Annotated in this window: 30 protein-coding genes and 1 pseudogene; all 31 read right to left on the reverse strand. The window is 35.0% G+C overall.

From position 1 onward, the window contains the following. Positions 1-126 precede the first annotated feature (126 nt). The 31 genes and pseudogenes from BZZ03_RS00380 to BZZ03_RS00515 all read right to left on the reverse strand — a co-directional run bounded on the left by BZZ03_RS00380 (position 127) and on the right by BZZ03_RS00515 (position 23,779). On the reverse strand, positions 127-624 hold the full coding sequence (locus BZZ03_RS00380; protein WP_086581956.1) for a hypothetical protein: 498 nt from the start codon (positions 622-624) through the stop codon (positions 127-129). A 41-nt stretch (positions 625-665) separates the two neighbouring features. Then, the gene (locus BZZ03_RS00385; RefSeq protein WP_233128937.1) at positions 666-1,472 is read right to left on the reverse strand and encodes a class A sortase; all 807 of its coding nucleotides are present in this window, start codon (positions 1,470-1,472) and stop codon (positions 666-668) included. After that, positions 1,469-2,479, reverse strand: coding sequence for a hypothetical protein (locus tag BZZ03_RS00390; protein WP_086581958.1), 1,011 nt, complete (start codon positions 2,477-2,479; stop codon positions 1,469-1,471). The genes BZZ03_RS00385 and BZZ03_RS00390 overlap by 4 nt, the downstream gene beginning before the upstream one ends. A gap of 15 nt (positions 2,480-2,494) precedes the next feature. Then, entirely contained in the window at positions 2,495-3,538 is a 1,044-nt protein-coding gene (locus BZZ03_RS00395) for a hypothetical protein (RefSeq protein ID WP_086581960.1), read from the reverse strand. Between the two features lie 11 nt (positions 3,539-3,549). Next, positions 3,550-4,626, reverse strand: coding sequence for a S1 RNA-binding domain-containing protein (locus BZZ03_RS00400; protein WP_086581963.1), 1,077 nt, complete (start codon positions 4,624-4,626; stop codon positions 3,550-3,552). A 46-nt stretch (positions 4,627-4,672) separates the two neighbouring features. Beyond that, a complete protein-coding gene (locus BZZ03_RS00405; RefSeq protein ID WP_086581965.1) occupies positions 4,673-4,963 on the reverse strand; it encodes a hypothetical protein in 291 nt (96 codons plus the stop codon). 331 nt (positions 4,964-5,294) lie between these two features. Next, positions 5,295-5,870, reverse strand: coding sequence for a hypothetical protein (locus BZZ03_RS00410; protein ID WP_086581966.1), 576 nt, complete (start codon positions 5,868-5,870; stop codon positions 5,295-5,297). A gap of 1 nt (position 5,871) precedes the next feature. Then, on the reverse strand, positions 5,872-6,954 hold the full coding sequence (locus tag BZZ03_RS00415) for a ParM/StbA family protein (protein ID WP_086581967.1): 1,083 nt from the start codon (positions 6,952-6,954) through the stop codon (positions 5,872-5,874). Between the two features lie 12 nt (positions 6,955-6,966). Then, positions 6,967-7,203: a hypothetical protein gene (locus BZZ03_RS00420; protein ID WP_086581968.1), complete on the reverse strand. Its 237-nt coding sequence runs from the start codon at positions 7,201-7,203 to the stop codon at positions 6,967-6,969. A 10-nt stretch (positions 7,204-7,213) separates the two neighbouring features. Next, positions 7,214-7,624 (reverse strand): Spx/MgsR family RNA polymerase-binding regulatory protein, encoded by a 411-nt coding sequence (locus tag BZZ03_RS00425; protein ID WP_158092856.1) that lies wholly within the window; start codon positions 7,622-7,624, stop codon positions 7,214-7,216. Positions 7,625-7,657: 33 nt separating this feature from the next. Next, positions 7,658-7,927, reverse strand: coding sequence for a hypothetical protein (locus BZZ03_RS00430; protein ID WP_086581971.1), 270 nt, complete (start codon positions 7,925-7,927; stop codon positions 7,658-7,660). Between the two features lie 14 nt (positions 7,928-7,941). Then, complete coding sequence (locus tag BZZ03_RS12230; RefSeq protein WP_233128938.1) at positions 7,942-8,679, reverse strand: hypothetical protein; 738 nt, start codon at positions 8,677-8,679, stop codon at positions 7,942-7,944. Further along, positions 8,676-9,428, reverse strand: a complete 753-nt coding sequence (locus BZZ03_RS12235) for a DNA cytosine methyltransferase (RefSeq protein WP_233128939.1) — start codon at positions 9,426-9,428, stop codon at positions 8,676-8,678. The genes BZZ03_RS12230 and BZZ03_RS12235 overlap by 4 nt, the downstream gene beginning before the upstream one ends. A 2-nt stretch (positions 9,429-9,430) precedes the next feature. Then, positions 9,431-9,628 carry a hypothetical protein gene (locus tag BZZ03_RS00440; RefSeq protein ID WP_086581973.1) on the reverse strand — a complete coding sequence of 66 codons (198 nt, stop codon included), beginning with the start codon at positions 9,626-9,628 and terminating at the stop codon, positions 9,431-9,433. A 104-nt stretch (positions 9,629-9,732) separates the two neighbouring features. After that, complete coding sequence (locus BZZ03_RS00445) at positions 9,733-10,194, reverse strand: hypothetical protein (protein WP_086581975.1); 462 nt, start codon at positions 10,192-10,194, stop codon at positions 9,733-9,735. 60 nt (positions 10,195-10,254) lie between these two features. Next, on the reverse strand, positions 10,255-12,963 hold the full coding sequence (locus BZZ03_RS00450) for a TraM recognition domain-containing protein (protein WP_158092857.1): 2,709 nt from the start codon (positions 12,961-12,963) through the stop codon (positions 10,255-10,257). A 315-nt stretch (positions 12,964-13,278) separates the two neighbouring features. Beyond that, positions 13,279-13,944 (reverse strand): annotated as a pseudogene (locus tag BZZ03_RS00455) (DNA/RNA non-specific endonuclease); the annotation flags it as partial. 235 nt (positions 13,945-14,179) lie between these two features. Further along, positions 14,180-15,244, reverse strand: a complete 1,065-nt coding sequence (locus tag BZZ03_RS00460; RefSeq protein ID WP_086581981.1) for a lipid II:glycine glycyltransferase FemX — start codon at positions 15,242-15,244, stop codon at positions 14,180-14,182. Between the two features lie 279 nt (positions 15,245-15,523). Continuing rightward, positions 15,524-15,961 carry a hypothetical protein gene (locus tag BZZ03_RS00465; RefSeq protein WP_086581984.1) on the reverse strand — a complete coding sequence of 146 codons (438 nt, stop codon included), beginning with the start codon at positions 15,959-15,961 and terminating at the stop codon, positions 15,524-15,526. A gap of 44 nt (positions 15,962-16,005) precedes the next feature. Further along, the gene (locus tag BZZ03_RS11950; RefSeq protein ID WP_158092858.1) at positions 16,006-16,164 is read right to left on the reverse strand and encodes a hypothetical protein; all 159 of its coding nucleotides are present in this window, start codon (positions 16,162-16,164) and stop codon (positions 16,006-16,008) included. A 2-nt stretch (positions 16,165-16,166) separates the two neighbouring features. Beyond that, a complete protein-coding gene (locus tag BZZ03_RS00470; RefSeq protein ID WP_086581986.1) occupies positions 16,167-16,400 on the reverse strand; it encodes a hypothetical protein in 234 nt (77 codons plus the stop codon). 10 nt (positions 16,401-16,410) lie between these two features. After that, complete coding sequence (locus tag BZZ03_RS00475) at positions 16,411-17,088, reverse strand: hypothetical protein (RefSeq protein ID WP_233128940.1); 678 nt, start codon at positions 17,086-17,088, stop codon at positions 16,411-16,413. Between the two features lie 352 nt (positions 17,089-17,440). Further along, on the reverse strand, positions 17,441-18,304 hold the full coding sequence (locus BZZ03_RS00480; RefSeq protein WP_086581990.1) for a hypothetical protein: 864 nt from the start codon (positions 18,302-18,304) through the stop codon (positions 17,441-17,443). Further along, positions 18,304-18,813, reverse strand: a complete 510-nt coding sequence (locus tag BZZ03_RS00485) for a hypothetical protein (protein WP_086581992.1) — start codon at positions 18,811-18,813, stop codon at positions 18,304-18,306. The genes BZZ03_RS00480 and BZZ03_RS00485 overlap by 1 nt, the downstream gene beginning before the upstream one ends. A 31-nt stretch (positions 18,814-18,844) precedes the next feature. Beyond that, the gene (locus BZZ03_RS00490) at positions 18,845-19,153 is read right to left on the reverse strand and encodes a hypothetical protein (RefSeq protein WP_086581994.1); all 309 of its coding nucleotides are present in this window, start codon (positions 19,151-19,153) and stop codon (positions 18,845-18,847) included. 400 nt (positions 19,154-19,553) lie between these two features. Continuing rightward, positions 19,554-19,850 (reverse strand): PQ-loop repeat-containing protein, encoded by a 297-nt coding sequence (locus BZZ03_RS00495; protein WP_158092859.1) that lies wholly within the window; start codon positions 19,848-19,850, stop codon positions 19,554-19,556. A gap of 16 nt (positions 19,851-19,866) precedes the next feature. After that, positions 19,867-21,777: an AAA family ATPase gene (locus tag BZZ03_RS00500; protein WP_086581997.1), complete on the reverse strand. Its 1,911-nt coding sequence runs from the start codon at positions 21,775-21,777 to the stop codon at positions 19,867-19,869. 399 nt (positions 21,778-22,176) lie between these two features. Continuing rightward, a complete protein-coding gene (locus tag BZZ03_RS12325; RefSeq protein ID WP_086581998.1) occupies positions 22,177-22,278 on the reverse strand; it encodes a putative holin-like toxin in 102 nt (33 codons plus the stop codon). 505 nt (positions 22,279-22,783) lie between these two features. Continuing rightward, entirely contained in the window at positions 22,784-23,197 is a 414-nt protein-coding gene (locus BZZ03_RS00510; protein ID WP_143466323.1) for a hypothetical protein, read from the reverse strand. A 102-nt stretch (positions 23,198-23,299) separates the two neighbouring features. Further along, complete coding sequence (locus BZZ03_RS11955; protein ID WP_158092860.1) at positions 23,300-23,464, reverse strand: hypothetical protein; 165 nt, start codon at positions 23,462-23,464, stop codon at positions 23,300-23,302. 18 nt (positions 23,465-23,482) lie between these two features. After that, entirely contained in the window at positions 23,483-23,779 is a 297-nt protein-coding gene (locus BZZ03_RS00515; RefSeq protein ID WP_086582000.1) for a hypothetical protein, read from the reverse strand. Position 23,780 lies beyond the last annotated feature (1 nt).

Below are 23,780 nucleotides of genomic sequence, written 5' to 3' on the forward strand. Positions count from 1 at the left end.
GAAAGTGCCGCAAATTGTTTATCATAAAGAAAAACACCTTACGAAAAGGTGCTTAGGAGTATTTATGAAAAAAATTTTTTATTGGAATAAATGTATTATAGTATTGTTTACTTAACTTGAACTGAACTATCCAAAATTAAAGAATTTATTCATATTATTTTTAGCCATATCTAAGAGTGAGGTCGCGATTTTGGGTGCAACCGCAAAAACAATAAGCATGGTAATCCCACCAATGAGAAGACTCGTATAACGTTTTTTCCCTCCTTCAATCGAATCGCGAGAGCCCCAGGCCAATTGAAAACCTCCTAGAAGAATGGCCCCAAAGGTCAAGAAACCAAGAAGGGCTGTGACAGAAGTTGTGATGGCATCTACTCCTGGCACACCGGGTAATGCCTTTGTGAGGTAATCAGAAAGTGGACTTGTCAGGGAACTAAAAATCCTTGGTCCCACGCCAAACCCTAAGCCGATCGCAAAGCAGGCAATACCATAGAAGCCTAAACGCGTTTTTGCACCTTCAACGGAGTTTCGCGTCCCAAAGTAGAATAAAATAGCGATAACTAACCCACTCACCAAAAAGACGAAGGGTACAACAATGGTTAATATTGTAATTACAATTTGTGTCATAAATATAATTTCCTCTCAATCTGAAATATTATCCAGTTTTTTTAATTAAAGACCGTGTTTTGTAAGTCATAGTCTTTGTTATATGGTTGATTGAATACGCTTTGAAGCTGAGGTACTTTCTCCCACGCTTCTTTTTTTACGAGCTCCCCTTGTACTGCAATACGGGCAGTAGCCTTGGCATCCGTACAAGTGATGAGCGTAAGGAGGTTTTTTTCTCCCTTATCATAGATAATCTCCCCCTCATCACCACCCACTGTTGTAACAGAGGTAATCCGATAAGAATAGACTGTCTCTTTGTCTGTTAAATAGATGTGCATGCCTTGCTTCGCATTTTGTAAAGGACTAAAAAGCATTGAACTATTATCCCCGTAAAGAGAATCGAAAATATGATGACCAGCTAACGCATAATTCCCACTCCCCATGATTTGATCTTCTTTCATAGTACCAGCCCCATAAAATAAATTGTCCCCTCCTACACCCTCAAAAATAGGCAGGTTAAGTTGGACATCAGGGATGGCAATTGCCCCGATTACTCCCGAGTAATTAGGGTGCTCCAATAAGATAGTCTTAGAATCAATAGGTTGAACTTGGGAGAAATCATAGTTTCCTTTTTTCTTTTTGTTTTTGAGAATATCATTTGAAGTCACATGCTTTAAGGCAAAGTGTTGACTTCTGTTGGCAATCGTCCAATCACGAATCTGTTCATTAAAGAACAGTAGGAGACATCCTACAAGTAGCAGGGCAACGATTCCCCACCCTAAAATCTTTCCAAATTTTTTCTCTGGTGTTTTCTTAGGTTGAAGAGGCTGATAGTTTTGTTTTTGAAAATTTGTTGTATGTTGTCTCAATCATGAGCCTCACTTACTTCATTTTCTTCTTCTACTATCTTTTCCTGTTCATCATCATGAAGAACTACAATCTTCCCTGCGGCTTCCTTTTCCGTTTTTATTTGACTCTCCTCTTCAAAAAACTCTTCCATTTTATATTTTGAAGTGGAGTTTTCCATCTTATTCCAGCTTTCTTCATCTATATCGTTAAAGAGGAGAATTTGCTTTTTAAGATTTCCAAATTCATCTTTTAGATCTTCTACTTGATTCAAAAGTTGAGCCATAGTTGACTGTTTATTGTCCTCTTGCTGGTCCTGTTTATCCACCAAGTTTCCAATATAATGTATTTGGCTTCCCATTTCTTCAAGTTTTTCGAACATCATCTCAATCCGCGTTTTCTTAGAAGAAATTGGAACAGCCTCTTTTCCACTTGAAATAAACTGTCGACTATTCCCATCAAAAACCATGAAAAGTTGCACTTTCGAATTTTGAGTGACTTGTTTATTAAACACATAATAGGAAGTTGCGGATAATTGAATCGAGCTTTCAATCCAATCCATCAACTGCTGTTCTGATTCTGGGAAAATACTGATGTATTTAAAGAGTTCTTGTTCAGAGACAATAACTGTCTTTGAGAGCATCACTGTATCAAAACCACTGGTAAGTGTTGCTTTTATGGAAGTGGTCCAATCAATTGAGCGAATCATTACAAAGGCATTTTTAAATAATGCTGAATTTAAAAATTCGATAAAAAGTTGTTTTTCCATATTCCCAATACGATCTTCAATAAACAGGCTATATTGCATGTCTTCTTCTTGAATTTCTTTTAAAAAGGAAAGTGACTCTTCTGGTGGAAGATGTTTTAATGTTAACTTTGGATTTTTCTCCTTGATAAATTCTTCTAACTCTGGTTTCATCTGATCAGTAATGTAAAGAACAGGCGCTTTGGAACGGACTAATTTGTGATAAAAGGGATTAACCTTAGGACGGGAAATATACTCCCCCTCTAAATATAATGTTCGTGTCACTTCTTCTCCTTTTCCTTAAGCCACACCTTCAGCCCCTTTAGACTGAAGACCCATAAACTTAGAAAAGCTTAGTAGCTCACCTTCTTCCCAGAATTGAAAAGCTTCTAAAATGCTTTCCTTTTGCATCATATCAAGAACAATAAAGACAGGGCCCGCAGGGACCTTATCACCAATGGCTTGAGCGATTTTTAAAGCTTCTTCTTGGCTATAAACAATAATAGCTAAGAAATTAAGGTCTCCCCCAAGTCCCGGAATAGGATGGTCTGTGTAATCCTGTGCGATAATCCCCCATTGTTCCGCGACCACACTGATATACTTAAACCCTTGTTCTGGTAAAACTGTATAAGTGATAAGATTACAAATTTTACCATTTTGCATTTCTAATGAGATAACCGCTTGGGATTCTTTAATAAATAAAGGCGATTTTCCGGGTTCTTGAACCTTTGTAAATCTATTTTTATAACCTGCTATATTTTTAAGGGTCTGAGCCGCAAGAAATATATCGACGTTGACCCATTGTTTTCTAACAAGTGTACTTCGTTCCTTAAAATATTCAATCATACTTGGGTTCCGGATATAGCCATCCAATTTTAATTTACTTCGCATATGAACAGCCAGTTGAAAGCCATATTGACTAAGTGTAAAACTAGGAATTTTTCTATCAGAGGGTGAGGGAATATAGGATTTCAAGATGAACCTTCCCTTTTGAAGCTGAGTCAGCACTCTTTGGAGCTGCTTTTTCTGTTTACTTTCAGAAAAATTTCGGAAGCTTGAGGCATAAGAGTAGAAATAATTATTCAGCTGCATTTTTTGAACATTTGTAAATGTCGCAATAAAGTTGAAGACTTCTATCATTTGTGGGTCATGATCAAACTTTTCCATAAATGCATTCTCTAAATCATTCATTCCATGATAAGTAGTCATATCCTTCTCAAGCATTGAGAAGTCATCTTCAATGCCGAAGTCCTCAGCCCCTTCAACATTTAAAGAAGGAATAATCATATTCTTCTTCTCTTTATTAGAAAAGTATTTAGGAAGGAGGGATTTAAAAATTTCCATAGTTACTTCTCCTAATTCGTCCGAATATATTCTAAATGTCCTTCATAAAAACCGCGACTATCTTTTTTATCTTTAAGATTTTTCAACTTCACAGCAACAATCGCATGGTTGTCTATGTCTTTTTGACTGGGTTTCACTGTCCCGTTTCCTGAAGGACGCATTTTAAACGTCACACCAGGTGCATCAAGGAGTTCCACAAAGTAACCACTAATGTCCTTGTTTGTTATATAAGCACGTGTTGCGGATGCTTTACTCTCAATCAGTCGAGTAATTGCGGCTTCAGGTGTAATTTCACGATGAATTGCGGAGCCTGTTATGGTATAGAAATAATAGTCTCCATCAGGGCTCATGTCTGGATTTCTCTCCCTCATGGTTGAGGTTACAGGTAAACGATTTACTCCTGTCACATAAAAGTAGACCGGATCCCCCACTTTCACATAATCATGAACTTTTTGAACTCTTGATTTTGCTTTGTGTGTAAATTCCGTCAGTGGAATAACGACTGTCATTCCCTCATATTCCACAAAGATACGTCGCGTATCAATACGTTCACCATTTCCTGCAAAATAATTTTGTTTAGGTTCATAGATTGATTTTACTGTACCACGTAGCTCTTTATGAGACCAAGATTTCTTATTTCGAAACTCTTTTTCGAACTCCTGTCCAATTACATACTCTGCACCAGAGATTTCACCGATAACAATATATTCACCATAGTCGATATGGGCTACGTCTTCACGTTTTGAATTTTCAATCTGAAGACGTTGATAAATTTTTACAGGAACACGATCATCAATCATGGTTACAAACGCAGCATTATCCGGTTGCCAGAAACCTGCTTGTCCTTGACGTACATAACAAGTAATCCCATCATCTGTTAATACTTCTAACATATGTTGGGTCATTTCTCGCCCATACATTGTAAATGTCACATCCTCATAAACACTCTGTACAGTTCCCATCACCCAATCTCCAACCGCTTGGTGTTCTGCGACTTTTGAAAGGATATCTGGCTGACTTTCACGTTTTGCAAAATTCATTAGCCAATCTTGTGAGTGAGCATGAAGCTCATGTAAATTTTCTGTCATAATCTTGTTTATTATAGTGGATTTCCCCTATAATCTTCTCCTTTTTTTATTTCTTAGGAAGTGTCGCAAATATTTCTTGAAGCACCTTTGTATGTTCTTCTTCATTGACTACTTTTTGGATCCGAAAAATCTTTTGGGTTGCATCCTCATGAATTTCATCTATTAGAAATGCGACCCTTTCGTCACTTCTAAAAAGAAGATAGTTTTTCAATGTTTCAATCATTTTAGATGGGGTTAAAATACTTGATTCTAATGTCCCTAAATACTTGTTCCACTTCCATGTAAAATTATTAATAAAATCTTCTGAGCCAGTAAAAATAAAGTTTACATTTTGCATTCTGCCTCCTCTCCAACTTGCTGAAGTAATTTTATCCTATTGTTCTAAAACACCTTTTCACCCACGTAGGAATTAGAGTGTTTTGTAATATAAGCTCAAAGAGCGTTTGACAAATAAAATTAATAAAAAAAATAATCTCCAAAAAGTGAAAAAATATTTTTAATTTTTTTTCAAAAAAAAGTAGAATAAAGCTTGTTCCCCCTTTTAAATAGTGGGTTTCAAAAGAACCAAAAAATTTAGGGGGAAATCTTAATCGTAAGCATTTCGCCCATTTGTAATATAAAAAAATGGAATAAATAAACAAAAATAAAAAACCGGTTATACCGGATTTTTACATAAAACTATTTCCAAACATTGCACGTGCCGCTTGTCTATTTTTTTCAAATTTTTCATCACTTTTCTCTTTGGCAGGGATCACTTTTGGTTCTTCTCGTTGCACTTCTTGCTTGGGAGCTTGTGTAACTCTTTCTTCTTGCACCACTGGTACTTGAGGCTCTTCAGGTATAATACCTTCCGACTCGTTTTGAGAGACTTCTGGCACGCTTCTGAGGGGGGCTTGTGTATAGGCGAGATAAAGTTGAGACAGAATGAGCGTTTCATTCGCGATCAGATATTTAATAAATTCACTTTTATTTCTTGCTCTCTCAAAAAGTTCAAGGTCTTTTGAGATATTTGTGGCAAAAGAGTAAATAACACTGCTTTTTCTTTTTGTCCCGAGCTCTTTTATTCGGCGCTCCTTAATCCAATCAGAAAATGAACATTCCTTTACAAAGACATCCTCAAACTCTCTGTATAACCATAAGAGGCGTTTTATATATGGGATGAAGCTCTCTTCTTTACGTATAGTTTTAATAAGAGCTTCGTCCCCTTCGTAAAATATAACGTTTAGTCGAAATTGTTCGCCCATTTTATTCACCTAAACCAAAGATTTTTCCAAAGGTATAAAAGCCGCGGACATTTGCTAATTCAGATTCTTTTACAATTTCAACTTCTGGAAACTCCTTTTTCAATTTGTCTCCATAGATGATATTGGCGCCCCCACCTGTGATTAAGATAGCGGACAATTTTTCCGGATGACGAATTTCAGTGCGCATTTTGGCCAGAATTCGACTTGTATACTGATTACGAATTTCAACAACTTCAGAGGTCAAGTCTAAGCGATAATTACTGTTTCCTGGGACATAATGATAGCCCAACTCGTCGCTACCTACTTTTAGTATCGACATTAAAACATTCGCATCAATTGTTTTTTGATAATTATTATTGACCTTGGTTCTTAATTCATCAATAATATCTGCCACACCCCAGTCATCTCCAAATTTCTTTCCACCAAGTGTGAGACCATTGACAATATCACCAAGGACGGTTCCGCCCCCCAAGTCAATAATACAATTTTCTGAGGAGATAATGCGCTCGTCCTTTATCTCAAGTGCTTCGTCATAAACAAGATTGACCAAAGTACCAAAATACTGAGGTACAATTTTTATTGCTTCAACATTAATACTGTATTTTTCACCCGATATTGTGAGGGCTTGAGCCCCTAAAAGGTAGTCTGAAATACATTTTTTTGCCTCTGTATCATCAAGTAAACGGGGATCCCCTACATCTGAAGTCGGAAGTCCGATGACAACATCAACAGTATGCATGCCGGGCCCATTTGATGCGACTGAAACACCTAAAGCATAGGTTAACATCGCTTTAAAGGTCTCATTATTATAACGACGAAGACCATAACCGATTGAACGGATCCAGCGTTCTTCATACCCTATTTCTTTAAGTTCTGAGCCAAAGTAATAGTTTTTATTATCATTTATTGCAGTTTTAAAGACGGCATGACGCTCTTCAGTAGGAATTAAAGATTCATTACTGGTATCCTCAACCGCAAGCATAGCTGTTGGGAATAAAAACTCCTCTTTGTCCGTTTTAATTTTGATTTGGTTATTTCCTAAATCAAGGGCTACGAGTGTTTTTTCTTTTGTTTTTTTAGTCATTTTTGGGACTCCTTATTCTTTTTTTTGTGATTTATCTTCTGTATTAAGGGGCTGTGGTGTTGCAGAAGTTTTTTTATCTTTTGGCCACTTTGAATCGTCATGAAGCAGTCTATCGGCTATCTTGAACATCTCTTCAATTGCTTCGTCTAATTCACGTTTTTCTTCTTCTGTAGTAATAGGAAGGGCATCAGGATTAAAACAAATAAATGCGTTTGGATATTTTTTTGTGAACTCAAATTCTGTACTCATTTTACATTCCTTATCTCAAACAAAAATTTCGATATACTTTTCGATGCGGTCTTGGAATGAACTTCCGCATAGAATCCTCATTGAAACCTACTTGTAGTTTTTTATCATCCATGATAATTGGGGTACGAACTAAAGCAGGATATTTTTGAATCAGTTCTATGCACTCCGTTAATGTCATAGAAGGGGAAAGTACGCCATTAAGGATAAAGTTTTTATATAAGCTCGAACGTTTCGAAATAATACTCTCAAAACCATCCTCTGACAATTGAAGCAAGTGGATAATGTCGTCACGTGTCAAACGTTGAATAGACACTTCTTCAAATGCAAGCTTGTGCTCTTTCAACCATGTTTTTGCTTTCTGTTCTGTAAAGACTCCCTTTCCTTCAGATTGAAGTCTGGAATAAAATTTTATGGGCTTCATATACTTTGAAGTACCTCTTTCCATATTTTTAAATTAATCATATACTTTCAACCCCATTGATTTTAAGTAGTCATTCCATTCTTTCCTCGACACTCTATAAGGTGTGTTTTTAAGGTCATCAAGGGCCTTATTGCAAGCCACTTCCAAATCTTCTGTTACTTGATTAATTAACAGATTCTTACCACGTGATAAAGTTTTCACGAGCGCACAACCATTAAGTAAATGTGTGATTGAATCTGTTAGATTCCCCTCATGCGTGAGACAGAGTTCATCTTTTTTATTCATTGTTTGTCCTTTTATCATTTGCTTCTTTTAAATTATGAAGCTGTTTGTCTAGCAACTTTATGACAAAGCTCTGGGAGATTAGCCTGAACGAGTGCTTTTGCGCACTGTGGCACAACCATGTTCCCAATTCTGGCAGTTTGAGTGGCTTTGCTTACTTTTTTGCCTTCTGGGTCGCGATCAATAATATAATCTTTGGGAAGTCCTTGAGCCAAAGATAATTCATGCGGCTGCAACATTCTCATCGTTATATCTACAATCCGATAATTTTCATTCTCGATTTGAACGAGTCCAAATCTATCTTTAGTCGGAATAGTGTGCAGAGGTTCATGAAGACTTTGGCCTGTGTCTGACCCGTAATACTTAATTAAGAACGCTTGTATCAGGGCATGATGATCCACTTGAGTGATTGTGTCGGTTGGGTTCCGTAAATCAATGCCTGCACCTGAATAGTTTCCTCCATAATGCTTCACCAAATAAGAGGCAGTAAGTGCTTCTTCCTTTTCAAGTAAAGTAGACACTAGAGCATGATGATTTCCTGTTGTAATTGTTGAAAGAGGCTCATCTAAGCGTCCTCCAGAATGTCCCGTGTTATTAACCATTATCGTAGGAGTAACCAAGAGATGTTCTGCTTTAGTGGTAATCGTAGTTAATGGTTGTTGAAGAGAATAGGAAAGTTTATCTCCTCCAAAACCTGTTTGACCAATCCTGACAATAAAAGGATGAGGAGCATCTTGTACAAATTTTTTGAAACCTCTTGCAATTCGTTTCATTGTATTATCTGCAAGGGGTCTTTTCCTCTCAAAAATGGATTGTCCTTGTATTGACCAATCAATACAAGAACTTGCAGGACGTACGGTTTTTTGAAACCGCTGCGTACTTCTAAAGTATCTTGCGGACCATGTGTAGGTTCTGGCCAAACAATTGGTTGATGATCAGAACGGGCAATAAGAAACAGTCTTTTCCGTGTTGTCGGCGCTCCGTAATCACATGCTCTCAATTCCTTATGCTCTACTTTGTACCCACATTTTTCAAGTTCATGTTTAAATTCTTCAAATGTTTCGCCTTTATGTTCTGGATCAGGATAAGCCCCTTTTTCAGTTTCAAGCAGCGGCCCCCATGTTTTAAACTCTTCTACATTTTCTAAAATAATCACACGTGGTTTAACGGCTTTGGCCCAACGTACTGCAACCCAAGCGAGCCCTCGAATGTTCTTTGAAACAGGTGTAGCTCCTTTTGCTTTTGAAAAATGCTTACAATCCGGACTAAACCAACATAAAGCAACCGGACGTCCTTGAGTGGCTTCTTGAGGATCAACATTAAAAACGTCTTCACAATAATGTCGCGTCGTTGGGTGATTGACTGCATGCATCGCAATAGCATTGGGGTCATGATTTATAGCAATATCAACGGAACGACCGATTGCCATTTCTATACCTGTTGAAGCTCCGCCACCTCCCGCAAAATTATCTACAACAAGTTCTGAATGCTCAAGTTGGAAGTTTATATTATTTTTTTGCATATTTAAGCTACTCCTCCTTCAGCCAAAGTTCCCATTTCTTTTTGGAATCCGAAGTGTTGTTTGCTCGTAAGATGGTAAAGGTGACATTCAGAACAACGGTAGCTGCGTATGGGTCTATATGCATTATGTTCTTTTTGTGCCTCTACAAGCGCAAACAAAGCCCCCATTTTTGTATATTTGATTTTCGAACACTGAGTCATAATTTTCTTCTCCTCATTTACTTTGATATAGGCATTATAGCATCAGTATTTTTTCTTGGAACCAAATTTTGAAAGGGTTTGACGAGTGAGAAAGAATGTTTCAATTAACTCAATACGATAAGCCCATTTTGTCTTCCAAAATCGAACGCTTTATAAAAGAATTCATAGAGTTCAGAATCTACCATCTTCATTCCTGGGTCATAATGTTTTTGGAACACTAGATACATCTTCTCAGATTGCCTTCTACCGATATATCCTTCATTATCAGGAAAATCCCATAAATCGTAAAAATCAACACTCATCTTATAGAGTTCATCTCGCCACCGATTATAATAACTATAAGAATGACTGATTACAATGGAATCAGTTTTCCAATTATTTGCAAAATATTCCCCGCCTTTAAGTTCATCTGCTCGGTGAGGAAATTCATTGTTTTGCCAATCAAGAATTTCTTTATTGACAACAATTTGAACATTACTATAGTCAATATCACCATTTTGATCATAATTCACTTCATTTTCTGGAACTTGCCATATATTTCTATAAGCACGAATATCTAAAGACATTTTTTAATCCCCTTTTTTCTAGTTTATATGATGAAGGCTTTTAAAATATTACCTTCCTTCTTATTGAGAAACTTCTTCTGTTTCTTGCGCGGCATTGAGTAAAAGAGAAGCCATAGATTTACGCTCTTCTTCTCGTGTAGCTGCTCCTTTAAAGACGCCTTGAGTAACATCCTCCAGTGTTTGAGGTTTCATTTGGCTTGTTTCGTAGGTCGCTTTTTGTTTTTCTTCTTCCTCTTTCACTTGATTCGCAATCAGGAAGCGAGACATTTTTTGTGCAGGGGCATTTTTCATTTCTGCTTTACGTTCTTCAACCAAAAGTTTTTCAATCAGTTCTTCAGTTTCTACATTATTCTCAGTCGATAATGCAAAATCATCACGGGCATTCAAATTATCATGCATCATTTGTTCTTGGTAATCTTGCCACCAAACATTTAATTGGTCAACATTTGCAAGCGGAAGAGAGTCGGTTAATTCAAAAGCTGGTGTTGCTTTTAGTTTAACGTATTGTTTTACGAGACCATCCTCTGTTAAGTGTCCAGCAAGCACAAATTTTCCAAGCGTCATTAAATCGCTGGAACTAATGTTTGGTACTTCTTCACTCCGCTCACCTACACCACTTCTTGCAATATCATTTTGTTCAAAATTAAAATCACCTGTATTATAAGATGGAACAATTCGATGTTTCTTCCCAAATTGTTCGGACCACCACTCCGCATCACCAGAGGTAACATCTTGGAAGACAAATTTATTTCTTAAATTTCCAAAGACAATATCCGTAAAGTTTTCATCAAATGCTTTAGAATATTGAGAACGACTTTGACAGGCAACAATTACTGGCATGTTGTACTTACGGTTCTGAGTTATAAAGTCAGTAAATTCGGATGTAATATATTCTGGATGTTCATCATACATTAAAGGCAAGATAGGATCATCATAAGCCGGACGACGAAAGGCAGCACTTTGAAGTGCAACAGAAATCAGTTTAGCAAATAATGCTACATCTTTTCCTAAGACATCTTTTGCCGTATTTATAATGAGAAATCCCCCAAATTTAAGGAAGGTATCAATGTTAAAATCTGTATCTTGAAAGAAAACACGTTTAATATAAAAGTTACTAGAGATATTTTCGATAACCGCAATCAAACCTTGGACATACTCTTCTTGTAGGTTTCCAATTCTTCCAGAATCCTTATCTTTAAATAAGTTTGTCTCCCAATAGTGAAGGGTATTTTCAATAATTTTTAATTTGTAAATAAAATCTTGAACCTCAATAGGGTCACCTTTGGCTTTGAGCTGCTCAAGTTTGTTTTGTTGGACCTTATAATAATTCTTTAAAATTTCTTTTCTTTGCCACAAAATATTATTATCAAGCATATCTGTAAAGGATTCAAAAGTTGGAGCTCCTTTGAGGTCTTTATCTAAGGCATTGGGAAAGAAGGCTGACAATTTCAGAAGATAGAGCATTTTTGTAAGATAAACCTTTTGTTTATTATCAAAAAAGGCATTGGACGAAGCCGCAAATTCATATAATAAATCTGATACAATCGTGACAACTTTATCAACCGGTCCTTGGAACACATTAAAGCCTGGAGTTTTTGGATCTTTAGGATTAATATAGGTCATCATCTCTTTGGGCATCCCAGAGTCTAAGAAGTCCTCATAGTTGCTTAAAGCCAAATCATTTGAAGGCTCAATAACCACAAACCCATTCAACATCTTTCCAGAAATACGGCGATTAAAAAATTTCTTTTTGAACTTGTCAAAATCTTTGTATTTTTTTCTATAAAGCGTATATTGTTTTATATACTGTAGAAAGTAAGCATAGAACTGATAGGCTAAGGGCCTAAAAATAGCTTGAGACTTACCAACTCCTATTGGTCCTTGAATCATCATGTTATTCGCTAACGCAATAGGCGAAAGAGAAAGAAAGGAGTCCGTAGCCATATCAACCCCTAAAAGAAGATAAGGTTCATAGGGCTTACGCTTTCCGATAAACATTTCATAAAAATTCTTGCTTGTGAACCAGCTTTCCTGAGCCCAACGTTCAAAGTATAATGGCCATTTTTGATAAATCTCATAGTTACGCCCATAGTACACAGCAACTGCAGTGAGTACCCCAGGTATCAAGTATATGCAGTGGCCAAAAATTGGACTCCCCCATAAGATATTGGCTACTTCAGGAGTAATCGCCGTAGACTTTGAGGTCGCTAAATACTGATTGATGACAAATATCTTGTCAAAGTAATCCTGAAAGCAAAATTGTAGTGCAGATGTTAGAATATTATAGATATTTAAAGCAATAAATAAATAGTAAAAATTAATATTCTTTTCCTGTTGCTTTTTCTTGTCCACTTCATTAAAAATATTGTCCATCAATGAAGTGATATCAATGAGGTACTTAAAAGACAGAGTTCCTACTGAAATAAACAATATCCCTCCAAATAAGGTAAGTATTGGGGGGATAAGTGTAATAAAAAGGGCAGTCACAAGTGTTGACAGCATAAATAAGACAGAAATACTAAATATACTTCTATTAAAAACATTCAATACTTTATAAAACTCGTCCTTATCGTACCGTTTCGCAAGCCTACGCTCCAAAGTGGGAATCCACTCTAAATTTCCTTGAGACACCCCCGGAATCTTTCGAAGCATATTTGTAATACTCTGAGTTCCCTTATCTAAAAAAATTAAGACTTTATTTGTTTTTTCTACTCCTTCAGTCTCAATGTTCTCTTCTAAAGGTGTCTCTTCTTTTTTAATTTTTTTCATTCTCATGGCTAAAATACCCACCAAATAAAGAGCTGAAGTCCTAACAAAATAAAGTAACTGCTCCAGTATTTCTGAAACATCTTTCTAAAGAGCCCTTTTTCCATATTGTTCTCACTATTTATATTGAGAATAAATCCGCTCAATATAAATCCTTTCTTTTATTTTCTTTTCTAGTGTATAAAAATATAAAAAAAAGACCTATAACTCCCGTAGGCAATAGCCTCTTTTGTAATATATCAATAAGTATTTATCACCTTTTGTATAAGAAAACACTCCCGTTTTTAAGGAAGTGTTTGTGCGTATTGATTATTTAGCGGCTCCGGTCTTATAGTTGATTTTATGGCTTTCAGCACTATTAATGACAACTATCTCTTTATTTACTTTGCCATCTGAGGATTTAATATCTACAACGGACCCGCGCGGAACAGTTTCACTTCCGTGATAAACCGGGGTAGTTTGATATTGAATAGTCGTACTAGAATGTGGATTCATCTTCCAATAATTCTCTGCCACTTCTTCTGCAGCTCGCATGCCTCCATTTTGGTCAGCGCCTACATTCTGACTTCGTGTTCCCGTTGTAAAATTGTATTTTGAAGTATAAGAACCTTTTCCAAGTAAACTATCTGCGATTGAATGACTTCGATTATACATATACCCATGATAAACTCGTCCTGTAAGATTAAAAGAGATCGCAACTTTTTTATTCTTAGGCCAAAAAGGAGGATCAAGTGGTGAGCCTTGACGTGAGCCTTTTGAAGCTAAATACTGCGCATAAGTCAGTTTCGCGCTGGCAACACTTGAGCGCCCATTTTTATCCGAAGTAAATTTATACTTCCCTTTCTTTAGTGCAAGAAAGTTTGAGGCTTTTGCTTTTCCATTCTCCCAATAATAATTCTTATTTGGGCCAGAGCTTTGTCGGTTCGTATAATCAACTAGCTTTTGCTCAATAGCAGCATCTGTTTGAGGTACTGTACTGTTTGACGTCGGAATTTCCAATTGACTACATCCTGCCAGAGTGAGAGCTCCAAGAAGTGTCGTTGTAATCAATAAAACCTTAGTTTTGTATTTCATTTTATCTCTTTTCTATAGCATAGGGCATCTTTGCTTGAACATTCTACCATAATTCACGATTCAATTAAAGGCGAAAACCATTCCCACTTTTAAACAAACGAAAACACTCTTTAATAAGATCTTATTAAAGAGTGTTTTCATTTGTTTAAGCACGATGCAGTAATTTTTTTAAAAATTGAACAGATTTAAACTTTATTGGATGGGGAACATATGTAAACTTACCCACTTTTGAGAGGATATAACCATTAAAATTCTTTTTAAACTGTAAGACCCGGTCTTGGCCATCAAATAGTCCAGAAACGCCATAAAAATTATAGAGGGTACAACGGCGTCCAAGTGCATGTAGGATAGCCGTATGTTGTAGTAAGAATGATGCACCGAGTTTGGCAAGTTCAGCATTGGATCCACCTGAAAGAAATGTAAATTCATGGCGTGATTGAATAAAGATACCAACTGCACCTAACTCATTTTCTTTGAATACCCCAAGGAATTCAATATTCTCCCCAAAAGCCTTATATAAAAGCTCATAGTACTCTAGATCTTTTTTACCAAAATGTTGGCGTTGAGCTGTTTCTGTAATCAAGTGCTCAACCTGATTCAATTCATTAAAATTGAGTTTACGAACCTCTAATTCATTTTTTTTAGCTTTCTTGACGGCACGTTTGGCATTCGAGTTGTACGTAGCCAATACCTCTTCTTCACTTGAAAATTCAGAAATAGATTTAAGGTACTGCCACTGTACAGCAGAGGTCAAATATTCATAACCTTGTCGTTCGCCTTCGTAGGTAAAACCAGAATTAATGTAATGTTCAATTCTTGCTTGTCGGGGACTGTCTAAAAGCTCTCCAGTAGCACTTAATATCTTATAATTTTGATCTGGAAAATATTCTAAGACTATGCCTTGATGCACTTTGACAAATTCTTTGATTTTTTTCATAAAAAATATTTCTAGTTCTTCATCAAAGATTTTATCTTTAAAAATCGGGCCAAAATTAAGTTCATACCGCTTTCCACCAAAAACAGGGACTGCATTTACTAATGCAGCAGCCTTGATTTCGTTACCTAAAGCAACCGCAAAATATTTAATTGTAAATCCGCGATGTGCAAGCACCTTTGCCATCGCTTGAGTTTGTAAAAAACTTCGTTCTTCTTTTGATGAAAATTTTTCAAATTCCTTTGCGTTCAATTCATAAAATTTGTAGTCTTCCAATTTTTTTACTCCTGTTTAATCCTACTTCGTCATCAATTTTTTCTTGTTGTATAAGATAATACTCATTTAAAAATAAAAAGATGAAATTTGTCACTCATATATTGTAAGCCTTTTCCTTTTACATTACAAACGATAACATCAAATATTTTTAATTGATAACTTAAACACTTATGTTATCACTGCTCTAAAGAATTTATCAAAAATCCCTCAGCTGTTTGTGTAACTGAGAGATTTTTTCAATTAGTAAGCATAGTTGCAAATAAATTTAAGATCTCTTTATTATAAAATTATATAGATGATATTACTAATCGCAAAGGTTAGAAACACCAACACGCGCACGTTACTCAATAGATTTCTCGTCCTCTTTTCTGAACTAGGCGCACCTGTAATCTCGAAGCCTAGCATTCGTGTACTGAGCTCTCCAACTGTAAGTATGGGATATAAAATAATAATCACGAATTGTATTGCCATGATTACATGTTTAATCATAGCCAACGGATTAAACAATTTAGGGTTTTCCATCATTCCTACTGCAAGCAGTGTGCCAAAATAGGCTAAAGTAATAAGTACTACTGGATAAAACAGATTTATCTTTACTCCCTTCACATCTTCAGTATCTTCTTTTGTCATTGTACGTGAAAATTTATAGATACTAATCATGAGCCATATTGCCAATCCTGATTGTATTACCCTAATCACAATTCCTATAATATTCATTTAATACTATTTCCCCCAACTAATCTTTTCCAAAGAGATTAAAGTTAATCAATTCCCAAAAGTTTCCCATTTAATTTTTCCTCTACTAATCGTAAATAACTGCTACAAACATTCCCTAAACACTGACTTTTTTCTAAACTTTTAATGTCAATTGGTTTAGCAACAAATTGTCTACCGCTAACTGGTTCAATATTTATTATCATTATTATTTTACATCTTTTAATTTTGATTCATTTCTTATTTCTTCATACCAATTTGGTTCAACTTTCCAACAAAGTATGGTTACAATAAACTCAACTAACGAAAATACAAAAAATAGCAAAAAGGAAATGAAATGAAATGTAAACATACTGATCATAAATAAAAGAAACAGAATTCCTCCAAGTATGAGTTGAACTTTCCTAAACTTGTACCAAGTTTTTTTATCTTTTTTTAACATCCTATCTTCCTCACTGACTAAGCCATGCTTTGATAACGAAAAATGCAAGAACTGCACAAATATTAAGAAAGAAAGTGTATCTTCCCTTTTGTATTAAAGACATGGTCTTTTGATTTTTTAAATAAACTTCTTTTGCTTGCTTTAAACTTTCTCCTTTTAAAACAAGAAGAGCAGCATTAAAGAACTGAACGATTTTATGAGGCTTAAAGATGAGGTTAGTATAAGATGAATTAAGGAGTTCCTCCTCAGAATTTGATAATCGAATAAAGGGACGTCGAATCGGAGAGAGTACTCCTTTCAAACGCAATTCAATGTTCCCCTTTGTTACAAGATGAGGTAATCCATATTGTTTATGAAGTGTTAGCTCAGAAACTTTTTCTTTTCCGAGCGAAGTTAAGGCAAGTAAAGGTTGATCGGAATTAAACTCATGAGATTTATTATAGATGTCATCAGATATATTATCCTTTAACTCTAAGATAAAGTAATTAAGTAATAAAAGAGTTAAAGCTGCAACAACGATGCTTGTATATAATTCATTAAAATTTTTGTCAGATAAATAAGTCGTTAATTCAGAAAGTCCATGAAATTCTCCAACAAAAAAGAGTAATATTAGTTTTCTTCTATGTCGAATGACAAACTTTAAGGAATCCTTCAAAATATTTTCTCTAAATAAGTTCAAGTTTATCATTTTAAATGTAACAATGAAGATAAGGAAAATAAGACTGAATGGCAAAAGCATAGATTCAATTTCTTTTATTTCTGTGATAAATTGTGAAGAAGATTTCAGCAAGGGTAAAAAGAGTGAAAAGAGAGCTGCAGGAATAAAAACTCTATAATAAGCTTGATAAAGCTCACGAAAGAGGACTAATAAGTTGAGCCAGAAGGTATTAATTTTAAATAATTTTGAGATTGTGTGTGTATTTTCCATATGTTTCCTTATATTTATTTTTATTTTTACTTTTGTTTTTGATTTTGATTTTGATTTTTGCTATTTCTAATAAAGAGCTGATAGAGCAGACGTTAGGTTATTTTGTTGTGAATCAAATCGGTGCTATCTGTTTAAATATTTTTTCTCCCTCAGTTAGGGCTAAAAGCTCTTCTGGAGTAAAAGTAATAATCTTCGAAAAAATGATTATGTCATTTTCCATTGCCCATGAGAGGGCTTTTTCTGCATCCTCTCGTGTAGAGTATACGCCCTGATGCAATGCTGCTCTTCTTAAGTTACTGTCCCAAGTGTAGTCATCTTCTACAAGTTTTTTTATCCATCCTCCTGATTCAAAATGAGGTTCTACATAGGGGTTGACATAAACCATATACTTCTCATTTTCTTGAGGAAGTGTAGTAGCTAAGACAATTTTTTCAATCAGTTCCTCATTTTCTGCTTTAACCTCCAATGTCTCCCCTTCAAGTTGAATTAAATGTTGAAATTCTAGTTTTATACCTGTATCTAGGATTTGTCGAACTACAGCATTATCTAATAGAAAGAATTCTCCAACTGGAGTCAATATATATGGTGCATATTCTATTTGTTCATAAGCTACCCATAGTTCATTCCTGTTTGTTTTACTCAGAATCTTCATAAACCCAAATAGTTTATCATTTATATCTTTGATGCTTTTACCAGAATCAAGCGGATTTGCAATATCCCATTCCGTATTTTTTAGAAAGATTATTTGAGAAGCCGCTTGCTTGCTTTGGATTAAGTCAATATTAATTCTTGGACTCTCCTCAAATACCGTTTGCATAGTAGAATCTCCTAATTTATTAAGCAGTCGCTTTGTTTTCTCTGGATCACCTTCGGGGTTTGTTTTGGAATCTAATTCCAAGGCTTTTAGGGATACATCAATACGTTTTTGTTCTCGTTCTTTATTAGAAAAGTCATTCATCTGTCCTATTTTAGTCATTAATGGCTATTCCTCTTTTCTATTTCCTTGGGATATCCAAGATTTAATTGTTGATTAGAATGTACTTTAAGGTAGCCGATAATATCTGCTCTCCATTCCCCTTTTAGATACTTACAAATAACTGGAAGTGCGTTTGTATAATGAACAGCTTCATTATTGTAAGTAACTAAAGACATGCTTTCTGCTTCTTCAAGTTTCATAATAAAGCTTAAATCGGGTACATCACATATCACTTTTTTACTATAGAATTGCTTATACTTATCTAGAACAACATATCCATCGTCCAAAGTTTTAAAGCAACTCGGACAAAAGACTATTCCTTTATAATATCGCCAGCCTTCACTCTCTAAAAATTCCTTGGCAGTGCTTTTATTGTGCACATGAATAAAAATTGGGATTTCGTAACCACCAGGATATCTCTGACTTTCTTCTGATTCAAAGGAATCAAATCCATTTATTATTTTTGAAGTATGACAAAATTGACATTCCTCTTTATATAGTCGTTCCATCTTTTCTCTCTCTTTTTTATGTTCTTTTAATCTAAAATAGATTAATATAAAACCCTCTAATTACTTGTAAGAGTGGAGCCTCTTCTCTCGAAACTTCAATTTGTTTAAACTTACTTTTATAAGTTTCAATCCACCAATAATCTTGCATCCCAATTTTCTTCTTACACAAATATATTTTCTGATTTCTAATTTTTTTACTTTGCATGATCACTTCGCTAAATATTTCTTGATGCACATTCGTATCTTCTAAAGCAACTTCATAGGTTCCCCTTTTCATCCCATAGAAGGGATGTTTTTTATTTCGAATAAATATATGCTTCTTCCTGATTCGTTTGTTCAACTTTTTCTCCTATCAATTTATTAAATTCCTTATATTACAAATGGACAAAATGCCTACATTTAAGATTTTGTAAAAATTTTTTTAGTTTTTATAAACCCACTATTTAAAAGGGATTTCAAGGTTTTTTTGCTTTTTTTGAAAATTTATTTAAATATTTTTTTTACTTTTTTACCTACTTTAGGGGAAAGTTTTACAAAGTATTTTATTTCTCACTAAAACTCCCTGGGCTTATATTACAAATGGACGAAATGCCTACGCTTTAGATTTTGTAAAAAATTTTTTAGTTTTTACAAACCCACTATTTAAAAGGGATTTCAAGGTTTTTTTACTTTTTTTTGAAAAATTTTTAAAATATTTTTTCACTTTTTCATCTGGTTTGGGGAAGTTTTTATGAATTGTGTTATTTCTCTTTTAATAATTTTTCTGCATATAATTTTTGAGCACGATATTTTGTAAATATCGTCCAAATAGCCAAAGGTACGACTACAATACTTCCTAAAGGGAGCCAGACGTCATGAATGAGTAGACCATATACACACCAGGTGATTGAGGTAATGGCTGAGATTAATTGCGTTCCTAAACTAATACCAGATAAAGCTTCTACTTCTTTACGCTTTTTCCATGTGGTTTTAGCTTGGGGTATCCAAACCAATAAACTTAAGAGATTTGCGGCTGCACCTAAAAATAGAGTAACCATTTTTTCCTTTTCCTTTTTAATTAAATCCTTGGCCAATTTCATGGATATCACTCACGGTGATAGTCATCAATTGTTCATTGGATAAATCTTCTAAATGTGTAAACTGAGAAAGTCTAACATCACGTGCTTCAAGTAGTTTATTTACAAAAGTATTGATATAGCTGGCATTCCCAAAGTGAGGAAGAGTTTTTGCGATGGTAACTTTCTCATCTAATACCTTAAAGAGAAGCTCAAATGCATTCTCTGAAATAAGGGCATGTCTTTTTTGGATGACATAAAGGGCGATTGCTTGGAGCTCTTCCTTACTATAATCCTCAAAGTTTACCCATGTAGGAAAACGACGTGCTAATCCCGGATTGGTTTTATAAATCAACTCCTCTATCTCTTTTTTATAGCCCGCTAGGATAACAATGAGGTCTTCACAATGCTTTTCATCTGTCCAAGTCAAAAGTTCATCGATAATATCTTTATTATATTGATCGTCCGTAGTTAAACTATAAGCCTCATCAATAAATAAGACGCCACCCTTGGCCTTCTCACATGCCTCGATAAGGTTCTTACCAGATTCTCCAACAACTGTCCCTTTTAACTTCCCAGGCGTTGTCTCGTAAACCACATTACGTTTTATAGCTCCGATATCAAAGAGAATTTGTGCCATCTTATCAGCCACTGTGGTTTTACCTGTTCCCGGAGGTCCCGCAAAAATAAGGTTTCTATTTCCTCTAAGTGGTGCCGCCATCCCCCTTGAGATTTGTACACTCTTCATTCGCTCCGTAGCCGCAAGCCGATGTACTTTTTCCTTCGGCTCTTTCAATCCGATCATCCCTTGAAGTTCCTCTAGAGCTTTGGAATTTTGTTGCTGTTCTCTCTTTTGGACCTCAATAGTCTCCAGCAATGGACTTATAGAACGCTCTCCACTAATATGTGGTTTTTTCCCTATACTATATTGAGTTTCATCTACTACGTCCTCAAAAGTAATAGTCCCTTCGCCATCTATAATGCTTTTAAAGGGATAAATATTCATCTTTCCATGATGAATTTCAAGTTGACTGTCTGACTGGTATAAAAGAAAAGCGGACTGGCTCAATTCCTCAGGAAGAGAAGATGGAAGTGCAGACAGATTTTGAATTTGGAGTTTAGATTGTGCGCGTGTTACTCTTAGTGCAAAATTTTCGATAATCTTTATCTGCCCTTGGCCATACTTATTAATTAAACGCTTCTTGGCTTTTACCTCTTTTTCAGTAAGTGAGAGTGGCTTAAAAGTTAGAGAATTGATATGAAAGTGGCCAATAAACTCAAGGTTCCCAAAACTTGAGATATCTTGCATTTGTTCTGGACGTCCAGAAGCCACATCAATATGAGAAAGCTCACTTGTCTCAATCATCACCTGTTTGCCATATAATAAGCTGGGACTGGTTTTACCTCCGACAAGCGGCAATAGACCTATCTGGCTTTCTTGAACCGAAACATGTTCAAAAGTAGCTTCAAGTTGATGAAGGATACTTTCTCTACATTCCAGAGACCCCGAATAGGAAGAATCACTGATCAGTAATGGATTTCTGTCTCTAAACACAATTCCTGATTGGTATTGAATGGAACTCTTTTGAAATCTTAAGATTCCTTGGAATTTAGACAGGCGGATCGCATTTGCCTGTCCTGCAGTAAGCAGTTGGATATTAGAAAATTCAAGACTTGCTTTTCCTTGCACAAAAAAACCAACCGTACCAGGTGGGATACCAATCGTTATACTTTTTTCTGCAGCCGTAAAATAGAGGGTATGTGGGACCTCTATACCATGTTGTGCATTGAGTGTAAAATTCTTATGTAAAACGATTGTATCACCGGCAATAGATATTTCAATTGCCTCATAAATATTTCTTGCTCTTCTTTTTAGGGGGTTAATTGAGCCGACATGTATTTCACCCAAACTTTTTCTCCTTTTTCATTCTTTATCTTATTTATTCTAGCAAAGGCTGCGCTTTAACCCTTCTACTCCCGTAAGAATAACGATTCTTTGTAATATTATGCTTCAACATTTTCACTTGATTTTTGACTTTTAAAGCTAAATGGTCTATACTGATAGTGCAAAGATTACCGATTGAATAGTCAATCAAAAAAGCCCACAGTAGATTAATACTGTGGGCTTTGTGATACGTTTATAAAATGTGTTCAAAAGCGAGAAATTTATAAATATTGTAAATAACTTCTGCTTTTGTTATAATTGAAATAAGAAAAGGACTTGCGTCAACAAGTCCAATGTAGCCGTTTTAAGAACGGTAGCTAAATAATGTTCAAATAACTGTCACTACTCAGCTAAAGCGGACAGTTATTTTTTTACGTTCTTTACAATCTCAATAACGAGACCTATTAGCGTTAATAAGAAACTACCAAAGGTAATCATCAGTATTAAGCTATCTGATACGCTCAAAATTTAAGCCTTTCATGTTTTGTGAGATACTGCCACTAAAACCATGGCATCACCTCCAATCAAAGCTACCGTCCTTTTTACTTCTACAGAAGTAATTATATCACATTTCCATAGTATCTTGATTACACTTAAAACCTCATTTTTTAATAATAATAAAAAGAAGTCGATTTTATCAACTTCTTTTTGAAATAAATATTTGTAACGTTACTTCAAACGATATCTCCTATGAATATTAAAGTAGTCTGAAAAATTGATCACCTCATTTCAATCCTTCATTCTTTTAAAATAGCTTATCGGTTAAATCTCTTAGAAATTACCCTAGGAATTAGACTTTGAAAATATTCTTTCAAAATACCCATGACTAATATATCCATAAACAAGAGATAGAGAGAATCCAGAAACGGTTCTTTTCTGACAATTTTTAAATAGGCCGCAAAAAGAATAAATGCAGTGCTCATCGAAATTGCCATACACATTAACACAGACAATATAATAGTTGATACTTCTATTTTTCTATCCTCTCAAGACTCTTCAAGCCTCTTTCCAAGTTCTCTTTTGATTTTAATCTTTTTTCTGCTAAAGTAATCCTGTTATTTCTTCGAATAATCTTGGAATTTAGTTTTAGATAAAAACTTTTCCAATTGCACCACCCCCCTTTATCAGAAAAAGAGTTATAGGATGCGACAATTGCACTCCTTCGTCTATCCTTGTCATTTGGAAAATCGGCTGGACTAAGTTTATCATAAAAATTATATGTTTCCGTTACGATAAATTCTCGCTGCTTACTACTAAGATGGTGCCATTCTTTACCTAAATTAATTACCTGGTTACTTCTCTTAATATGTTTGTTCTTTTTTGAACTTTTCCTCTTCAAATCAGCTTTTCCTCCAAAAATTCTGTGACCTATTTTGAGCGTCAAACACGACATATAAGTTTAAAAATCAAACTACATAATGTTTTACTTTTTACTGTCATTTTTACTATTACTATTAATGTTAATAGCAACATAAAAGTGGTCTAATTATAAACCACCATCATATTGAGATTGTCTTAAGAACGAATCTACAACTTCCTCTTCAGACATTTTAAAATCCATTTCCTTTAGCTGTTCCTTATCAACTGCTTGTGATAAGCCTTCTGAATTAAAATTTTTTCCAAGTGCCTGTAAATTTTCTGTATCAGACATTACTTAATTTCCTTCTTTTTATTTTTTGTCATTGAATCCTTCAATATCTTTCTCAAGAAGACTTCGAATATATTTACTAAAATCACCCATATTTTCGCCTCTTCTTGTTAAATTAAATCCTAATTCAATCGAGCGTTGTCGAACTTTTTCTCTTTGTCTCGGGCTCATAGAAACAACATAATTTTTTGATGAATCTAAATCATTTTTAATACCTGGTGCGGACGCTGGTTGAGTTGAAACTGTTGATGTACTAAAAAATGCTTGTGCAGGGTTTAACTGAGAATCAGGTGTTTTTGAAAAATCTTTTTTTGTCATG

The sequence above is a fragment of the Lactococcus petauri genome, from assembly GCF_002154895.1.
Lineage (GTDB): Bacteria > Bacillota > Bacilli > Lactobacillales > Streptococcaceae > Lactococcus > Lactococcus petauri.

Excerpts from the sequence above, each read along its gene's own strand:
- BZZ03_RS00380 (WP_086581956.1), bottom strand. The coding sequence starts at position 624 with ATGACACAAATTGTAATTACAATATTAACCATTGTTGTACCCTTCGTC.
- BZZ03_RS00395 (WP_086581960.1), bottom strand. The coding sequence starts at position 3,538 with ATGGAAATTTTTAAATCCCTCCTTCCTAAATACTTTTCTAATAAAGAG.
- BZZ03_RS00400 (WP_086581963.1), bottom strand. The coding sequence starts at position 4,626 with ATGACAGAAAATTTACATGAGCTTCATGCTCACTCACAAGATTGGCTA.
- BZZ03_RS00405 (WP_086581965.1), bottom strand. The coding sequence starts at position 4,963 with ATGCAAAATGTAAACTTTATTTTTACTGGCTCAGAAGATTTTATTAAT.
- BZZ03_RS00410 (WP_086581966.1), bottom strand. The coding sequence starts at position 5,870 with ATGGGCGAACAATTTCGACTAAACGTTATATTTTACGAAGGGGACGAA.
- BZZ03_RS00415 (WP_086581967.1), bottom strand. The coding sequence starts at position 6,954 with ATGACTAAAAAAACAAAAGAAAAAACACTCGTAGCCCTTGATTTAGGA.
- BZZ03_RS00420 (WP_086581968.1), bottom strand. The coding sequence starts at position 7,203 with ATGAGTACAGAATTTGAGTTCACAAAAAAATATCCAAACGCATTTATT.
- BZZ03_RS00425 (WP_158092856.1), bottom strand. The coding sequence starts at position 7,624 with ATGAAGCCCATAAAATTTTATTCCAGACTTCAATCTGAAGGAAAGGGA.
- BZZ03_RS00430 (WP_086581971.1), bottom strand. The coding sequence starts at position 7,927 with ATGATAAAAGGACAAACAATGAATAAAAAAGATGAACTCTGTCTCACG.
- BZZ03_RS12230 (WP_233128938.1), bottom strand. The coding sequence starts at position 8,679 with ATGAAACGAATTGCAAGAGGTTTCAAAAAATTTGTACAAGATGCTCCT.
- BZZ03_RS12235 (WP_233128939.1), bottom strand. The coding sequence starts at position 9,428 with ATGCAAAAAAATAATATAAACTTCCAACTTGAGCATTCAGAACTTGTT.
- BZZ03_RS00440 (WP_086581973.1), bottom strand. The coding sequence starts at position 9,628 with ATGACTCAGTGTTCGAAAATCAAATATACAAAAATGGGGGCTTTGTTT.
- BZZ03_RS00445 (WP_086581975.1), bottom strand. The coding sequence starts at position 10,194 with ATGTCTTTAGATATTCGTGCTTATAGAAATATATGGCAAGTTCCAGAA.
- BZZ03_RS00450 (WP_158092857.1), bottom strand. The coding sequence starts at position 12,963 with ATGAAAAAAATTAAAAAAGAAGAGACACCTTTAGAAGAGAACATTGAG.
- BZZ03_RS00465 (WP_086581984.1), bottom strand. The coding sequence starts at position 15,961 with ATGAATATTATAGGAATTGTGATTAGGGTAATACAATCAGGATTGGCA.
- BZZ03_RS11950 (WP_158092858.1), bottom strand. The coding sequence starts at position 16,164 with ATGATAATAAATATTGAACCAGTTAGCGGTAGACAATTTGTTGCTAAA.
- BZZ03_RS00470 (WP_086581986.1), bottom strand. The coding sequence starts at position 16,400 with ATGTTAAAAAAAGATAAAAAAACTTGGTACAAGTTTAGGAAAGTTCAA.
- BZZ03_RS00475 (WP_233128940.1), bottom strand. The coding sequence starts at position 17,088 with ATGATAAACTTGAACTTATTTAGAGAAAATATTTTGAAGGATTCCTTA.
- BZZ03_RS00480 (WP_086581990.1), bottom strand. The coding sequence starts at position 18,304 with ATGACTAAAATAGGACAGATGAATGACTTTTCTAATAAAGAACGAGAA.
- BZZ03_RS00485 (WP_086581992.1), bottom strand. The coding sequence starts at position 18,813 with ATGGAACGACTATATAAAGAGGAATGTCAATTTTGTCATACTTCAAAA.
- BZZ03_RS00495 (WP_158092859.1), bottom strand. The coding sequence starts at position 19,850 with ATGGTTACTCTATTTTTAGGTGCAGCCGCAAATCTCTTAAGTTTATTG.
- BZZ03_RS11955 (WP_158092860.1), bottom strand. The coding sequence starts at position 23,464 with ATGTCTGATACAGAAAATTTACAGGCACTTGGAAAAAATTTTAATTCA.
- BZZ03_RS00515 (WP_086582000.1), bottom strand. The coding sequence starts at position 23,779 with ATGACAAAAAAAGATTTTTCAAAAACACCTGATTCTCAGTTAAACCCT.